This is a genomic window from Actinoplanes sp. NPDC051470, assembly GCF_040682035.1.
Lineage (GTDB): Bacteria > Actinomycetota > Actinomycetes > Mycobacteriales > Micromonosporaceae > Actinoplanes.
Genome location: NZ_JBFBAA010000010.1, coordinates 18993 through 34080 on the forward strand (window position 1 = coordinate 18993; position 15088 = coordinate 34080).

14 protein-coding genes and 1 pseudogene are annotated in these 15088 nt (G+C 69.4%); 9 read left to right on the forward strand and 6 right to left on the reverse strand.

Annotation, left to right across the window (positions count from 1 at the left end; all coding sequences use genetic code 11):
- Positions 1 to 117 precede the first annotated feature (117 nt).
- A pseudogene (locus AB0M54_RS18950) lies at positions 118 to 270 on the forward strand (DNA-binding response regulator); the annotation flags it as partial.
- Between the two features lie 246 nt (positions 271 to 516).
- On the opposite strand, the gene AB0M54_RS18955 reads toward AB0M54_RS18950, so the two are convergent.
- The 5 genes from AB0M54_RS18955 to AB0M54_RS18975 all read right to left on the reverse strand — a co-directional run bounded on the left by AB0M54_RS18955 (position 517) and on the right by AB0M54_RS18975 (position 5155).
- Positions 517 to 1830, reverse strand: coding sequence for an L-fuconate dehydratase (locus tag AB0M54_RS18955; protein ID WP_364319158.1), 1314 nt, complete (start codon positions 1828 to 1830; stop codon positions 517 to 519).
- A 44-nt stretch (positions 1831 to 1874) separates the two neighbouring features.
- Positions 1875 to 2177, reverse strand: coding sequence for a hypothetical protein (locus AB0M54_RS18960; protein WP_364472735.1), 303 nt, complete (start codon positions 2175 to 2177; stop codon positions 1875 to 1877).
- Positions 2178 to 2404: 227 nt separating this feature from the next.
- On the reverse strand, positions 2405 to 3352 hold the full coding sequence (locus AB0M54_RS18965) for a sugar ABC transporter substrate-binding protein (RefSeq protein ID WP_364319162.1): 948 nt from the start codon (positions 3350 to 3352) through the stop codon (positions 2405 to 2407).
- Positions 3353 to 3389: 37 nt separating this feature from the next.
- The gene (locus AB0M54_RS18970) at positions 3390 to 4151 is read right to left on the reverse strand and encodes an ATP-binding cassette domain-containing protein (protein ID WP_364319164.1); all 762 of its coding nucleotides are present in this window, start codon (positions 4149 to 4151) and stop codon (positions 3390 to 3392) included.
- The gene (locus AB0M54_RS18975; RefSeq protein ID WP_364319166.1) at positions 4148 to 5155 is read right to left on the reverse strand and encodes an ABC transporter permease; all 1008 of its coding nucleotides are present in this window, start codon (positions 5153 to 5155) and stop codon (positions 4148 to 4150) included. The genes AB0M54_RS18970 and AB0M54_RS18975 overlap by 4 nt, the downstream gene beginning before the upstream one ends.
- A 432-nt stretch (positions 5156 to 5587) precedes the next feature.
- Here AB0M54_RS18975 and AB0M54_RS18980 point away from each other — a divergent pair, with 432 nt between their 5' ends.
- The 8 genes from AB0M54_RS18980 (at position 5588) to AB0M54_RS19015 (ending at position 14617) form a co-directional block, all read left to right on the forward strand.
- Complete coding sequence (locus tag AB0M54_RS18980) at positions 5588 to 6292, forward strand: FadR/GntR family transcriptional regulator (RefSeq protein ID WP_364319168.1); 705 nt, start codon at positions 5588 to 5590, stop codon at positions 6290 to 6292.
- Between the two features lie 58 nt (positions 6293 to 6350).
- Positions 6351 to 7802 (forward strand): FGGY-family carbohydrate kinase, encoded by a 1452-nt coding sequence (locus AB0M54_RS18985; RefSeq protein ID WP_364319170.1) that lies wholly within the window; start codon positions 6351 to 6353, stop codon positions 7800 to 7802.
- Positions 7803 to 7847: 45 nt separating this feature from the next.
- Positions 7848 to 8666 (forward strand): DeoR/GlpR family DNA-binding transcription regulator, encoded by an 819-nt coding sequence (locus tag AB0M54_RS18990; RefSeq protein ID WP_364472737.1) that lies wholly within the window; start codon positions 7848 to 7850, stop codon positions 8664 to 8666.
- A 196-nt stretch (positions 8667 to 8862) separates the two neighbouring features.
- Positions 8863 to 9945, forward strand: a complete 1083-nt coding sequence (locus tag AB0M54_RS18995; protein WP_364472739.1) for an ABC transporter substrate-binding protein — start codon at positions 8863 to 8865, stop codon at positions 9943 to 9945.
- 23 nt (positions 9946 to 9968) lie between these two features.
- On the forward strand, positions 9969 to 11531 hold the full coding sequence (locus tag AB0M54_RS19000; protein ID WP_364472740.1) for a sugar ABC transporter ATP-binding protein: 1563 nt from the start codon (positions 9969 to 9971) through the stop codon (positions 11529 to 11531).
- A complete protein-coding gene (locus AB0M54_RS19005; RefSeq protein WP_364319176.1) occupies positions 11531 to 12490 on the forward strand; it encodes an ABC transporter permease in 960 nt (319 codons plus the stop codon). Before AB0M54_RS19000 ends, AB0M54_RS19005 begins: the two co-directional genes overlap by 1 nt.
- Positions 12491 to 12575: 85 nt before the next feature.
- Positions 12576 to 13577 (forward strand): ABC transporter permease, encoded by a 1002-nt coding sequence (locus AB0M54_RS19010; protein WP_364472742.1) that lies wholly within the window; start codon positions 12576 to 12578, stop codon positions 13575 to 13577.
- Positions 13578 to 13618: 41 nt separating this feature from the next.
- Positions 13619 to 14617: a Gfo/Idh/MocA family oxidoreductase gene (locus AB0M54_RS19015; protein WP_364319180.1), complete on the forward strand. Its 999-nt coding sequence runs from the start codon at positions 13619 to 13621 to the stop codon at positions 14615 to 14617.
- A 176-nt stretch (positions 14618 to 14793) separates the two neighbouring features.
- Here AB0M54_RS19015 and AB0M54_RS19020 read toward each other — a convergent pair whose 3' ends face one another.
- The gene (locus AB0M54_RS19020) at positions 14794 to 15027 is read right to left on the reverse strand and encodes an SDR family oxidoreductase (RefSeq protein ID WP_364319182.1); all 234 of its coding nucleotides are present in this window, start codon (positions 15025 to 15027) and stop codon (positions 14794 to 14796) included.
- Between the last annotated feature and the right edge of the window lie 61 nt (positions 15028 to 15088).

The window sequence follows — 15088 nt, forward strand, 5'->3', positions numbered from 1 at the left end:
TCAGGCAACCTAACAGCGACGCCGGTGACCGCGGATCAAGAGTCTGCGATCTTGAATATCGGGGGGTATCGCTGCGTGTCGCCCGATATTGTTTTCGCAGCTCAGGACGCTGGTGGCATGCCGCGGCTGATCAGCCCCTCCATCACCGTCCGGCTGCTGGAGCACCTCAGCCCGCCCGCCCCGTCGACCGACGACGGCGGCCTGTCCCCGCGCGCGCTGGACGTGGTCCGGCTGGACGCGAAGGGCCTGACCAACGCCGAGATCGCCACCGAGCTGTTCATCTCGATCGGCACGGTCAAGACCCACCTGGGCAGCGTCCAGGCCAAACTCGCGCCCGCGACCGCGTCGAGATCGCCGCCTGGGCCTGAGAACGCCGCCTCGTCGCCTGACCGCTCTCCCCCGCCGGCGCGGTGCGCCGGGCAGCAGCACCGGCGCCCCGGCGAACCTCGGCTGACGCACCGCGTCATGGGACGGGACACCGGGCGGCGGACCGCCCGTGGCCGCGGCGCAGATGGGTCAGACACGGGTGGCCCACACGGGTCCGTCGGGGTAGGCGTACTCCTTGAGGGAGGCCGGGTGCATCTGAGCGCTCAGCCCGGGCGCGGTGGGTGCGACGTACCGGCCGTTGACGACGCGTACCGGATCGAGGAAGTGTTCGTGCAGGTGGTCGACGTACTCGATGACCCTGTCCTGCATCGTCGCGGAGACCGCGACGAAGTCGAACATCGACAGGTGCTGGACCATCTCGCAGAGCCCGACGCCGCCGGCGTGCGGGCAGACCGGCACCCCGAACTTCGCGGCGAGCAGCAGGATCGCGATGTTCTCGTTGATCCCCGCAACCCTGGCCGAGTCGATCTGGACGATGTCCACCGAGCCGGCCTGCAACAGTTGCTTGAACACGACCCGGTTGGCGACGTGCTCGCCGGTGGCCACCTTGATCGGTCGCACCGCGCGGCGCACGGCCGCATGCCCCAGGATGTCGTCGGGCGAGGTGGGTTCCTCGATCCAGTACGGGTCGTACGGGGCCAGCCGCCGCATCCAGTCGATGGCCGGTTGCACATCCCAGCGCTGGTTGGCGTCCACTGCGATGCGTACGTCGTCGCCGACCGCCTCACGCGCCGTCCGCAGGCGCCGGATGTCGTCCTCGAGGTTGGCGCCGACCTTCAGCTTGATCTGGCCGAATCCGTCGGCGACGGCTTCGCGCGACAGCCGGGCGAGCTTGTCGTCGGAGTACCCGAGCCAGCCGGGCGTGGTCGTGTACGCGGAGTAGCCATGCTCCAGCAGCAGCGCGATGCGCTTGTCGCGACCGGATCGCGCCCGGCGCAGGATGTCGAGCGCGTCGCCGGGGGTCAGCGCGTCGGAAAGCCAGCGGAAGTCGACCTGCGACACGATCTGCTCGGGCGACATATCGCCGAGGAACCGCCAGACCGGCTTGCCCTCCCGCTTCGCGGCCAGGTCCCAGGCCGCGTTGACGACGGCGCCGGTGGCCATGTGGATGGTGCCCTTCTCCGGGCCGAGCCAGCGCAATTGGGGATCGTGGACGAGCAAGCGGGCGAAGCCGCCGAGATCGCCGCACACCTCGGCGACCGAGCGCCCCACCACGAACGGCGCGAGCGCGTCGATGGCGTTGGCCTGGACGTCGTTGCCGCGGCCGGTGGTGAACGCCAGCGCATGGCCTTCCAGCCCGTCGTCGGCGTCGGTGCGCAGCCGCACGTACGCGGCGGAGTAGTCCGGCTCGGGATTCATCGCGTCGGAGCCGTCGAGCTGCTCGGACGTCGGAAAGCGCACGTCCAGGACGTCCAGGGCGATGATGCGCGCGAAAGAGGGCATGGCGACGACTCCTGTGTTGCGGGCGAACGGCTTGCCGTCCGCCGTCAGCGGCGGCTGCGGCGGCTGCGGTATTCGGCGACCACGAGCTCGGTCAGTTCCTCGACAGACACCTCGGCGGTGCGCCGGTCGAAGGTGATGGTGCCGTGCTGGAGCAGATTGACCCGGTCGCAGACGTCGAGGACCTGGGCATAGTTGTGGGCGATGATGATGACCGAGACGTCACCGCGGGCCTTGAGGTCTCGGATCAGGTCGAGGATCAGGGCGCCTTCCTTGGCGCCCATCGCGGCGAGCGGCTCGTCGAGCAGCAGGACCCGGGCATCGGAGTAGACCGCCCGGGCCACCGCCACGGCCTGGCTGCCCGCCGGACAGCTTCGCGACCTCGGCGCCGACGTCGGGGATGTTCACGCCCATGTCGGCCAGGTGCTCCCTGGCAAGACGGCGCATGGCCCGGTTGTTGAGCAGTGGACCGAGGCGTAGTTCGCGGTTGAGGAACATGTTGTGGAACACGGTCAGTTCGTTGATCAGCGCGAGTCCGCAGAGCGGAGCGAAATGGCGTAATCCGGGGAGCGACAAATCAGGCGAACGAGTCGGCGTTGTCCTTCGTCACCATCTCGGTACCGGTGTCGACGCTGGGCTGGACCGCCTGTCCCCGGGCGGCCGACACCGCGGTCTCGATGCCGAGCGACCCCATCTTCGCGGGGAACTGTGCGACGGAACCGGTCTGTTCGCCCGCCTTGATTGATTTCAGCTCGTCGGGTGAGGCGTCGAAGCCGACCACCGTGATGTCGCCCGGCTTCTTGCCCGCGGCCTTGACGGCCTGCAGGGCGCCGATGATCGGCGGGCCGCACGCGCCGTAGATGGCGGTCAGGTCCGGGTGGGCGGTGAGCATGTCCTGCGCGGCGTTCAGGCCTTTGGTCTGGTCGCAGTCGGTGGCCGGCTCGGCGACGACGGTCGCCTTGCTGCCGAGGGTCTCCTTGAGGCCCTTGACCCGGTCGTCGAGTGAGGGGTTGCCGATCCGCCCCTGCAGGATTCCGATCTTGGCGCCGTCCGCCAGGTGCTCGGCGAGCCAGGTGCCGGCGAGCTTGCCGCCGGCCAGGTTGTCGGTGGCGACCACGGAGCTCTTGCCGGTCCAGCCGGGGATGTCGTTGTCAACCAGCACGACTTTGATCCCGGCCTTGACCGCCTTGTCCAGCGCGGTCTGCACCGCCGGGCTGGTGGGTGTGATCGCGATGGCCTTGACGCCCTTCGCGATCATGTTCTCGACGTGGTTGATCACGCCCTCGTCGTCCGTTCCGCTCTTGCCCTGGCCGAAGAGGACCTCGACATCGGCGTGCTCGGCGTCGTACTTCTTCACGGCGTCGACCATGATGTCGTAGAAGTCGACCGGGAATTTGGTGATGAAACCGACCTTCAAGGTCTCACCGGCACCCTGGTCGGACTTTCCGGCATCGTCGCCGGATGAGCAGGACGCGAGCATCAGGCTCGCCAGGGCCATCGTGAGAATGGTTTTCTTGCCTCGCATGTTGCCTACCTCCGTTAACACGGCTGAGGCTTGCGGATCAGCCGTTTCCACCGACGATCAGCGACACAATTTGTTCCTTGTTCTCCGGCCGGGGAATCAGCTCTCCGACCGCACGACCGCGGCGCATGACCACGGCCCGATCCGCAATCTCCATAACGTGATCCATCGCGTGCGACACGACGATGACCGCGAGCCCTTCGGTTCGCAGCCGCAGGATGAGGTCGAGGACATGACGAGACTCACGGACGCCCAGGGCCGCCGTGGGCTCGTCGAGGATCACCACTTTGGTGGCGAACGCCGCGGCCCGCGCGACCGCGACCGCCTGCCGCTGGCCGCCGGACATGAGTCCCACCGGCGTACTCAGGTCGGCGACGCCCACCTCGAGCCGGCGCAGTACCACCACAGTGGCCTCCACCATCGCGCGCCGCCGGACCAGCCGGAGCCCTCGGGGCAGCCATCGTGGCGTGGTCATCTCGCGTCCGGCGTAGAAATTCGCCGCCGCGTCGAGATTGTCGAACAACGCCAGGTCCTGGTAGACGGTCTCGATACCGAGAGCCCGGGCGGCCGCCGGTGAACCCGGGTCGACCGGAATGCCGTCCATCGCGACCGTCCCCGAGTCCAGTCGGTGCACCCCGGTGACGCACTTGATGAGCGTCGACTTACCGGCGCCGTTGTCGCCGAGCAGGGCCAGCACCTCGCCTCGCCGTACCTCGACGTCTACACCGTCAAGCGCGACCACCGCGCCGAAACGCTTCGTCGCCGCCCGCACGCTGAGCGCTGGCGGGTTCGGCTCGGTCATGACCGGACCGCCTGGAGAACGCGGAGCCGCTCCTCCAAACGCCCGCGGAGGACGTCGAGCTCGACGGCGAGCAGGATCACCACGCCGATCACGATCGGTTGCAAGAACGCGTTGACGTCGAGCAGATTCATGGCGTTGCGAATGACGCCGATCATGAGTGCCCCCACGAGTGCGTTGCCGACATTCCCACGGCCGCCGTGGAAGCTCGCCCCACCGATCACCACGGCGGCGATCGCGTCCAGCTCGGCCAGTTCTCCGAAGGTGGGCGATCCACCGTTGAGCCGGCCGGCGTTGACGACCGCGGCGGTCCCGGCCGCCAGCCCACTGATCACGTAAACCGAGACGACCACGGGGTTGACCGGGATGGCGGCCCGCCGGGCGCCATCCGGATTGCCGCCGACCGCGAAGATCCAGCGGCCCCAGACCATCGCCCGGGTGAGCAGCAACGTCGCCAGTGCCAGCCCCACGACCAGAAATGCGGAGTACGGAAGCCACCCGATCGATCCGCCGCCGAGCTGCTGGACCAGGTCCGGCATGCCACTGATCGGCTGCCCTCCGGACAGCCACAGCGCCAGGCCCCGGGCGATGCTCAGCATGGCCAGGGTCATGATGAACGGATGAGGTAGCCGGCCCCACACCAGCACTGCCCCGTTGACCGCACCGACCGCCGTGCCGGTGGCGAGCATGGCCAGGATGACCAGGGGTCCGGACCCCATCGACCCGAACATCAGGGCGCCGACCACCGAGGACAGTGCCAGCGTCGACCCGACGGACAGGTCGATGCCCCGGGTCACGATCACCAGCAGCTGGGCCAGCGCGAGGATCGCGATCACCGCTGTCTGGCTGAGTACGTTGCCGAGGTTGCGCGTCGTGAAGAAGACCGGCGACAGCGCGCCCGCGGCCAGCACGACGACCAGCAACATCAGTGCCGGGCCGACGCGCAGGGCGGCGAGGCCCAGGCCGGCCGGATCGCGACGCGGACCGGCGCCGGGCGAACCGGACATCGGGGGTCCGCTGTCTTCCGGTCCGGCGCCTTCCGGTCGGTGCCCCGCCGGCCATGCAAGGTTCGATACACCGCGCGGGATCTCTGCTCCGTGGCGCGGGGATGCCGCGCCTGGGTAGCCGTCACGCTCAGTGGCGTCAGATGCCATAGGGGCCTCCACCATGGCCGGGACGAGGGCTGTGAGCGGGGGGAACGTGCTGGGTAGCCGGAATCTATCCCTCGGATTCACCCAATGTCTATAGACGCTAGTGCCAGAAGTTGAAACAACCTGCAAATAGCGGTGGACATATACGCCCCGTTTATCGGCTTATATCTCACACTTTTCTCAACTTGAGCCAAGTTGCCACTCGCCCGCCATGGTTATTCATGGGATCAATCAGGGCGAGCGCATGTCACGCTCGGGAAGAACCCTGCCGGCGTGCAAGGCTGAGCCATGGGTGCGATCGACTCGGCGATCGGCCGGATCAAACAGATGCTCGTCGACGGCGAACTCCGGCCCGGCGACAAGCTGCCGGTCGAGAAGGACCTGGCCGCCAGCCTCGGCGTCTCCCGGAACACGTTGCGCGAGGCGGTCCGGGCGCTCACCACGCTGAAGGTTCTGCAGACCCGGCAAGGTGACGGCACGTACGTCACCAGCCTCCGGCCCGACCTGCTGCTGGACGGCATGGGATTCGTCGCCGACCTGCACGGCGAAGCGGGCGAGCGGCAGTTCCTGCACGTCCGCCGGCTCCTCGAACCGGAGGCCACGGCCCTGGCCGTCGAGCGGCTTACCGACGACGACCTGGCCGAACTCCGCAACCTGATGAGGCAAGCCCACGCTCTGCTCCAGTCGCCGGCCATCGACCACGAACAACTGATGGCCAACGACCGGGCGTTCCACAACCTGATCACCACGCGGTGCGGGAATCCGGTGCTCGCCGCGCTGATCGAGCACGCCTCCGGGCGCACGGTGCGCGCCAGGTTGTGGCGCGGCCGCGCCGACGCCGGAGCCGACTCCCGCACGGCCGTGGAGCACCAGATGATCTACCAGGCGATTGCCGACCGGGACAGCGAGCGCGCCCGCATGCTGGCGGCCGCGCACATCCTCGGCGTCGAAGGGGCCGTCCGCGCCATGACCGCACCCGACGCCGGACCCTGAATGACCGCCAAGGCTCACCGTCGTCACCTGATCCGCGAGTCGCGGCTAGGCTCTTGCGATGCCTGTGTTCCTGGCGGTCGACCTCGGTGCCGAGACCGGCCGTGTGCTGCGCGGCGTGCTCGATGGTGACCGGCTCGAGGTGCGCGAGGTGCACCGGTTCGTCAACCGCCCCGTGGCATTGCCCGAGGGACTGCATTGGGACGTGTTGGCCCTGTTCGCGGACCTGTCGGCCGGGCTGACCGCAGCGCTGGCCGAGCGGGGCCGGGACAGGGTCGGCGGGATCGGCATCGATGCGTGGGGCAACGATTTCGCGCTGCTGGACCGCGACGGCCGGCTGATCGGCAATCCATGGCATTACCGTGACCGGCGGACGGAGTCCGGCGCCAGGCTGGTCGCCGAGCGCGTCGATCCCGCCGAGCTGTACCGCACTACCGGCACCGCGACCCTGCCGATCAACACCACCAGCCAGCTCGTGGCGATGGAGGACTCACCGCAACTGGCCGTCGCCGAACGGCTTGCCATGCTGCCTGACCTTTTCGGGTATTGGCTGAGCGGCCGGCAGGTCACCGAGCAGACGATCGCGAGCACCGGCCAGCTGCTCGACGTCGTCACCCGTCGCTGGGCGACCGGCGTCATCCAGGCGCTCGGCATACCCGGCCGGCTCTTCGACGCCGACGTCGTGGCGCCCGGCACCCAGGTCGGTTCGTTACTGGCTGACCGGCGGGTGCCGCTGTGGGCGGTCGCCGGACACGACACCGCTTCCGCCGTCGCCGCGGTTCCGGCCGGGGCGGGCAGCTTCGCGTACATCTCCTCGGGGACCTGGTCGCTGGTCGGCCTGGAGTTGCCGGCGCCGGTGCTGACCGACGCCGCCCGGCTGGCCGGCTTCTCCAACGAGGCCGGAATCGACGGAACCATCCGGTTCCTGCGCAACGGGACGGGTCTGTGGTTGCTCCAGCGGTGCCGGGCGGCGTGGGGCTCGCCACCGTACGACGATCTCGTAGCCGCCGCGGGCACCGCACCGGCGTTCCGGTCCCTGATCGACCCGGACGCACCCGGTCTCGTCGCGCCGGATGACATGCCGGCGCGCCTGGCCGAGCTTTGCCGGGCGAGCGGGGAGCCGGTTCCCGTGGACCGGGCCGCACTGGTGCGTTGCGTGCTGGACAGCCTCGCCTGTAAGCATCGATGGACCCTGGAGCGCGCCGAGGCGCTGGCAGACAGCCGCGCCGACGTGGTGCACATCGTCGGAGGCGGGGCGGCGAACCCGTTGTTGTGCCAGCTGACTGCCGATGTGACCGGCCGGCTGGTGCTGGCCGGCCCGGTGGAGGCCACCGCCATCGGCAACCTGCTGGTCCAGGCCTGGGCAGCCGGCGAGCTGTCCTCGCCGGCCGAGATGAGGGACGTCGTGCGTGCCTCGCTGCCGCCGCGGCGGTTCGAGCCGCGGTCGTCGGACGTGATCGACGCCGCGTACGCTCGCTTCCTCACACTTCTCGACAGCGGTGACAGGATCTGACATATTCTGCATCGACCAGGTACGGACAGGGAGGGAGGTGTCTCGGTGCTGATCGCCGAGCGGCGTCGACGGCTACTGGAGCGGGTTCGCGACCAGGGCTACGTCTCGTTCCGCGAACTCGCCGAGGTGCTCGGGATCTCCGAGTCCACGGTGCGCCGGGATCTGCGCTCCATGGTGGCCGACGGGCTGCTCGCGGCGACGCGAGGCGGCGTCGGCCCCCTGCCCGCCATCGCACCAGCGGCGCCGCGAGCGCCATCGAGCACGCCCGCCGAGCCGGTCGAGAGCCCCCCACCGGCCTCCGCCGACGGTGCGCCGATCGACGCGGTGCGCGCCGAACGCGAGGCCATCGCGGCGCACGCCGCCGGGCTCGTCGTACCGGGTAGCGCCGTGCTGCTCGGTCCGGGCCGCACCACCACCGCACTGGCCCGGCGGCTCACCACGATCGGGCATCTGACCGTGGTGACCAACTCGATTCCGGTGACTCAGGAGCTCATCGGCACACCGCAGATCGACGTCGTGCTCGTCGGCGGTGCGCTGCGCCGTTCGATCGGCGCGATGGTCGGTCCGATCACCGAGCAGGTCCTCCAGGGCCTGCGGGGCGCGCAGGTGTTCCTCTCCGGTGACGGCGTCACCACCGAGCGCGGCCTGACCACGCCCAACGTCTTCGCGGCCGCGACCGACCAGGCGATGATGGCCGCCGGGAAGCAGGTCGTCGTGCTCGCCGACCACACGAAGATCGGTCACGACACGATGTGCCAGACCGTGCCGAGCGACCGCATCGACGTGCTGGTCACCGACGACGCGGCGGATCCCGACATGGTCCGCCGGTTGCGCGCGGAAGGCATCGACGTACAGATCGCGTGACGGCGGCAGACCGGCGCACCCCGGTCACCTCCATCATCCCTGGTCATTTCGTTTCGGCTATTGACAGCAGCTGCCACAACGTGGCTACGATCTGCCCCAGTTCCAGTCAAACTCTTTCAACTTCTGGCACCTGCGCACCTCTCCTTGCCGCGCAGGGCCCTGGTCCGTCATGCCCCCATGTGAAGGGACGCCAGCGATGCCCAGCCCCAGACAGCTCATCCGTGGCGCCGCGGCCGGTGCCACACTGGCCGTGCTCGTGCTCACCGCCGGCTGCACCAAGGCCGCCGGCGACGGCGACGACGCTCCCAGCGCGAACGGTTCGGCAGCACAGCAGGTCCAGACCACCACGGGAACCGACAACTGCATACCGGAGAAGTACAACGGCGGTGTCCCGAAGCTCGACCTGAAGACCATCACCGTGGGTTTCGCTCAGTCGGAGAAGGAAGCGAATCCGTTCCGGATCACGGAGACGCAGTCCATCAAGGAGGAGGCGGCCAAGCGGGGCATCAAGCTCATCACCACCAACGCGCAGTCCGACCTCAACAAGGAGATCGCCGACATTCAGGGCATGATCGCCCAGGGTGCCCAGGCGCTGATCATCTCACCGCTCAACTCGGAGGGCCTCGACCCCGCGCTCAAGGCGGCCCAGGACGCCAAGGTGCCGGTGATGACCATCGACCGGCTGCTCACCACGAAGACGCCCTGCAATGACTACCTGGGCTGGATCGGCTCCGACTTCGTCGTCCAGGGTCAGCGTGCCGCGGACGCCCTGATCAAGGCGACCGGTGACAAGGGCGAGGTCGCGATCCTGCTCGGCGCGTCCGGCGTCAACGTGACGGTCGACCGCACCAAGGGCTTCAAGGACCAGCTGGCTGCCAAGAACTCCGCGCTGAAGGTCGTCGCCGAGCAGACCGGCGACTTCACCCGGGAGAAGGGGCAGAAGGTCACCGAGCAGCTCATTTCGGCCAATCCCCGGATCGGCGCCATCTACGCGGAGAACGACGAGATGGCGCTGGGGGCGGTCGCGGCACTCAAGGGCGCCAACAAGAAGCCGGGCGACATCAAGATCATCACGATCGACGGTACGAAGGGCGCCGTCCAGGGAATCCTCGACGGCTGGATCGCCGGCGTCATCGAGTCCAACCCCCGTTTCGGTCCGCTCGCCTTCCAGGCACTCGAGGACTTCTACAGCGGCACGGGCGTCGTCGAGAAGACCATCATCTCCGACAAGGAGTACACGAAGGACAACGCCAAGACCGAACTCGCCAACGCGTACTGACGACCCTGAGAGTGAGCGGCCCGATGACCACTCCCGCCGTCGACGTGCGCTCGGTCGGCAAGCACTTCGCCGGCGTTCGCGCCCTGGCCGGTGTCTCCGTCGAACTGCACCCCGGCCAGGTGCACGCGCTGGTCGGCGAGAACGGTGCGGGTAAGTCCACGCTGATCAAGCTCATCACCGGGGTGTACCGGCCGGACGACGGCGAGGTGCGCTATCTCGGCGAGCCGGCGGCCTTCGCGCACCCCCGTGACGCGCAGGCCGCCGGCATCAGCACCATCTACCAGGAGGTCAACCTGGTGCCGATGCGCAGCGTCGCCGGCAACCTGTACCTGGGCCGCGAACCCACCAACCGGTTCGGCCTCATCGACTTCCGGCGCATGCACCGCGACGCCAGGAAAGTCCTGGCGGGTTACGGGATCACCGTCGACGTGCGACGCAGGCTCGGCGAACTCGGCCTCGGCGTGCAGCAGATGATCGCCGTCGCCCGCGCGGTGTCCGGCGACGCGCGGGTGGTCATCATGGACGAGCCGACCTCGTCGCTGGAGCCCCGCGAGGTCGATCTGCTGCTCGACGTCGTCGCGCTGCTGCGCCGCCGGCACGTCGCGGTGCTCTACGTGACGCACAAGCTCGACGAGGTCTTCCGGATCTGTGACCAGGTGACGGTCCTGCGCGACGGACGCCTGGTGCACACCGGGCCGGTCGCCGGAACCACCAGGCTACGGCTGGTCGCCACGATGCTCGGCCGGGACGTCGACCAGATCCGCCGGCACGGCGCGACGACCTTCGACGACCGGCAGCTCGAGGCCACCGGCACACCGGTGTTGCGTGCCGAAGGGCTCACCCGCCGTCCGCTGCTCGACGACGTCAGCGTCGAGGTGCACGCCGGTGAGGTCGTGGGCCTGGCCGGGTTGCTCGGCTCCGGCCGCACCGAGACCGCCAAGGCCATCTTCGGCGTCGATGGACTCGACGCCGGAACCGTCAGCGTCGACGGCGGTTCCGCCCGGCGCTGGAGCCCGGCCGCCGCCATCCGCAGCGGAATCGGGATGGTGCCCGAGGACCGCAAGTCCGAGGGGATCGTGGGTGAACTCAGCGTTCGCGACAACATCGTGCTGGCCGCGCTGCCGAGGCTCACCACGGCGGGGTTCGTCTCCCGACGCCGGCAGGACGAGATCGTGAACACGTTCGTCAAACGGCTCCGGATCAAGGCGTCGAGCCTCGATCAGAAGGTAGGCGAGCTGTCCGGCGGCAACCAGCAGAAGGTCCTGCTCGCCCGGATGCTGTGCCTGTACCCCAAAGTGCTCATTCTCGATGAGCCGACCCGCGGCATCGACGTCGGCGCCAAGGCCGAGATCCAGTCGTTGATCAGCGAACTCGCCACGCTCGGCCTGGGCGTGCTTCTCATCTCCTCGGAACTCGAGGAGGTCGTGGAGGGCGCCGGGCGGGTACTCGTGCTGCGCGACGGCGCCGTCGTCGCCCTGCTGCGCGGCGACGATGTCAGCGAGGACCACATCATGCACGCGATCGCCCAGGCCTCCGAGGACGATCAGGCGGTGCGGGCACCCGCCGCACCGGAGGGGGGCCTCTGATGACGGACGCCCTCACCGCCCGGCGTGGCCGCCTGGACACCTTGGGCCTGCTCCAGTCGGGCGGCGTTTATCTCGCGATCGCCCTGCTTCTGGTCTTCAACCTCGCCTTCACGCCGAACTTCGCCACCGTGGCCAACCTGCGTCTCCAGCTGGTGCAGGTCGCACCGGTCGCGATCGTCGCGGTCGGCATGGCCCTGGTCATCGCCAGCGAGGGCATCGATCTCTCGGTCGGCTCCACCATGGCGATCAGCGCCGCGCTGCTGCCGTTGTACCTCGGCTACGGCGCCTGGCCGGCCATCGCGATCGCGGTGCTGGCCGGCGCCGCCGTCGGAGCCGTCAACGGATCGCTGGTCGCGTTCGCCCGCATGCAACCCATCATCGCCACCCTCGGCATGCTGGTCGCCTGCCGCGGGCTGGCCCTGGTGCTCGCCGAGGGCCGGCTGACCGAGATCTTCGACCCCGTCCTCGGCGCGCTCGGCAACGACGCGGTCCTCGGCATCCCGGTCAGCGTCCTTCTGGTGCTCGTGGTGACCGGGGCGGCGGCAGTCGCGGTCCACCGAGCCGCGTTCGGACGGCGGCTGCTGGCGGTCGGCGGCAACCGGGCCGCGGCCACCCTGGCCGGCCTGCCGGTCAAGCGCACCCTGGTCACCGTCTACATCATCAGCGGGCTGCTGGCCGCAACCGCCGGGGTGATCAGCACCGCTCGGCAGGGGGCCAGCGATCCCTCGTTCGTCGGTCTGCTCATCGAGCTCAGCGCGATCACCGCCGTCGTCGTCGGCGGCACCCCCTTGTCCGGCGGCCGTGTCCGCATCGTGGGCACGCTGATGGGAGCCCTGTTGATGCAGTTGATCACCGCCACCGTGATCCAGCAGGATCTGCCGGACTCCACGGCCCGCATGCTCCAGGCCGGCATCATCGTCGCCGCCGTGTACGTCCAACGCGGACGGAGCAGGGCATGACCGCCTGCACCGAGCGGCACCCGGCCGCACCCGCCCACAGCCTCGCAGGCGAGGGCCAGAAGGGCATGCCGAAAGGAGGCACAGCATGACCGCCGTCGAGAACACCGCGGCTCCGAGAGCCGAACCGAGGACCGTCGCCCGTCTGCTGTGGTGGCGTCCCGACCGGGCCGGCACGCCGATCGTGCTCGTCCTGGTGCTCGTCGCCGGTTCGCTCATCTTCGGCGAAAGCTTCGCGAGTGGCCGCAATCTCGGCAACATCGCTCTGGACAGCTCCTACCTGCTGCTCATCGCGACCGGCATGACGTTCGTCATCCTCAGCGGCGGCATCGACCTCTCGGTCGGGTCGCTCCTTGCGGTCAGTGGTGTGCTGACCGCGTACGGCTCCCGCTGGGGCACCGTCACCGCTGTGCTGCTGCCGCTCGCCGTCTGCGGCGTCATCGGACTGGTCAACGGGCTGCTGATCGGCCGGGCCCGGATCGCACCGTTCATCGTCACGCTGGCCGCCCTGCTCTTCGCCCGTGGCCTGGCGTTCGCCGTCGCCGACGAGGGCAACACGGTGTACATCATCCCGGCCGAGCTGACCCTCACCAAGCTCGGCCAGGCACGCCTGCTCGGGCTCAGCGCGCCGGTCTGGCTCGCGCTGGTGGTCTTCGCCGCCGGTGTCGTGGTGCTCAACCGAACCAGGTTCGGCCAGGCCACGTTCGCCATCGGCGACAGCCAGGAGGCGGCCGAGCTGATGGGTCTGCCGGTCGCCAGGGTCCGGGTGCTGGTGTACGTCCTGAGCGCGCTGCTCACCGGCATCGCCGGAGTGCTGGTGGCCGCGCAGACGCAGTCCGGCCTGCCGACCATCGGCGAGGGCCGCGAGCTGGAGGCGATCGCCGCCGTGGTGATCGGTGGCACTCTGCTCACCGGTGGCGCCGGCTCGCTCAGCGGGACCCTCGCCGGGGTGCTGCTGCTCAAGGTCATTCAGAACCTCATCAACCAGATCGGCACCCTCACCGCGTACTACCAACAGGTCGTCAGCGGCACGTTCCTCGTGGTCGTGGTGCTGATCCAGTCCCGTCTCACCCGCCGGAGGATGCGATGAACGCCGCGGCACGATACGCACCAGGGGTCGTCCGGCCCCCCATGTCCCCGAACACCGTGCCGGTGCGGGTCGCCGTCGTCGGCACCGGCGACTGGTGGGGGCGGCACCACGCGGAGCTGTTCGCCGGCCGAACCGACACCTCCCTGGTCGCCATCGTCGGCAGGGATCCGGGCCGGACCGCGGCCAGAGCCGCCGAGTTCGGCACGGCCGCCTACGTCGACCTCGACGAGATGCTGGACCGGACCCGGCCCGATCTCGTCGCGGTCTGCCTGCCGAACGAGCGGCACTACGAGCCGACGCTGCGGCTCATCCGGGCGGGGGTGCCGCTGCTGCTGGAGAAGCCGCTCGTGTTCGCGCTGCCCGAGGCCGACACCCTGGTTGCCGAGGCGGCCCGGCGAGACCTGTTCGTCGGCATCAACTTCAACCACCGGTACGCCAAGCCCGTCCGCCTGGCCGTCGCCGCCATCGGCCGGGGAGACCTCGGCCGGCTCGCCTTCGCGACCTGGCGCTTCGGTGGCGAGCCCGGGACCAGCCGGCACCCGCACGCGAACCTCATCGAGACCCAATGCCACGGCTTGGACCTTCTGGAACACCTCTTCGGCCCGATCGAGTCGGTCGTGGCGCAACTGGCGGACCCGAGCGGGCACGGCTGGTCGACGCTCGTCGTGGCGGCGCGGTTTGGCAACGGCGCGGTCGGCAGCCTGGTCGGCTCGTACGACTCGTCCTATGCCTACCGGGACGCCCACCGGGTCGAGCTCAACGGCACCGCCGGACGGATCCTCATCGACGACACCGTTCGCCGCTACAGCTTCCAGCGTGCCGAGGACGAGACCGCTCACGTCTGGCAGGCGGGATACTTCAACGACACCGACCGCAGTTTCCACGCCACCTTCGACCGGCACGTCGATGAGTTGCTCGCCGCGCTGCGGGCCGGCGGCCCACCTCCCGTACCCATCAGCGCCGGCCGGCGGGCGCTGATGCTCGCCGAGGCGATCATCAGCTCGTACGAGAGTGGATCCCGGGTCTCGACGGTGGAATGACCGGCGGGCGATGTGCGCCCGGCGCGTGCGGGTCGGTGAGGCGGGGGTGGTGGGGAGCGGGCGCGTCGGCGAGGCGGGGGTGATGGACGCGGGGAGACCGGCGCGCGTGCCGGCGTCAGACCGCGGTGTAGCCACGGTCGGCCACGAGCACGGAGCCGGTGATGAAGGAGGCGGCGTCACTGGCGAGGAAGACGACGCTGGGGCGATCTCCTCCGGCGATGCGAAGCGTTGCTGGGGGCAGTCCTCGATCCAGTGGCGCCGGAACTCGGGCCGGTCGACCGGCGCCATCTCGGTCTTGAGTATCCGGGCGCGACCGCGTTGACACGGATGCCGTAGGGTGCCCACTCCACCGCCATCGACTTGGTCAGGTGGTGGACCGCGGCCTTCGACGCGTTGTACGCGAGCTCCATTGGGGGCGGTTGACCATGATGCCCGACATGCTGCCGAGACCTATTCCGGCAACCGCCCTTC

Excerpts from the sequence above, each read along its gene's own strand:
- AB0M54_RS18955 (WP_364319158.1), bottom strand. The coding sequence starts at position 1,830 with ATGCCCTCTTTCGCGCGCATCATCGCCCTGGACGTCCTGGACGTGCGC.
- AB0M54_RS18965 (WP_364319162.1), bottom strand. The coding sequence starts at position 3,352 with ATGCGAGGCAAGAAAACCATTCTCACGATGGCCCTGGCGAGCCTGATG.
- AB0M54_RS18970 (WP_364319164.1), bottom strand. The coding sequence starts at position 4,151 with ATGACCGAGCCGAACCCGCCAGCGCTCAGCGTGCGGGCGGCGACGAAG.
- AB0M54_RS18975 (WP_364319166.1), bottom strand. The coding sequence starts at position 5,155 with ATGTCCGGTTCGCCCGGCGCCGGTCCGCGTCGCGATCCGGCCGGCCTG.
- AB0M54_RS18980 (WP_364319168.1), top strand. The coding sequence starts at position 5,588 with ATGGGTGCGATCGACTCGGCGATCGGCCGGATCAAACAGATGCTCGTC.
- AB0M54_RS18985 (WP_364319170.1), top strand. The coding sequence starts at position 6,351 with ATGCCTGTGTTCCTGGCGGTCGACCTCGGTGCCGAGACCGGCCGTGTG.
- AB0M54_RS18995 (WP_364472739.1), top strand. The coding sequence starts at position 8,863 with ATGCCCAGCCCCAGACAGCTCATCCGTGGCGCCGCGGCCGGTGCCACA.
- AB0M54_RS19000 (WP_364472740.1), top strand. The coding sequence starts at position 9,969 with ATGACCACTCCCGCCGTCGACGTGCGCTCGGTCGGCAAGCACTTCGCC.
- AB0M54_RS19005 (WP_364319176.1), top strand. The coding sequence starts at position 11,531 with ATGACGGACGCCCTCACCGCCCGGCGTGGCCGCCTGGACACCTTGGGC.
- AB0M54_RS19010 (WP_364472742.1), top strand. The coding sequence starts at position 12,576 with ATGACCGCCGTCGAGAACACCGCGGCTCCGAGAGCCGAACCGAGGACC.
- AB0M54_RS19015 (WP_364319180.1), top strand. The coding sequence starts at position 13,619 with ATGTCCCCGAACACCGTGCCGGTGCGGGTCGCCGTCGTCGGCACCGGC.
- AB0M54_RS19020 (WP_364319182.1), bottom strand. The coding sequence starts at position 15,027 with ATGGAGCTCGCGTACAACGCGTCGAAGGCCGCGGTCCACCACCTGACC.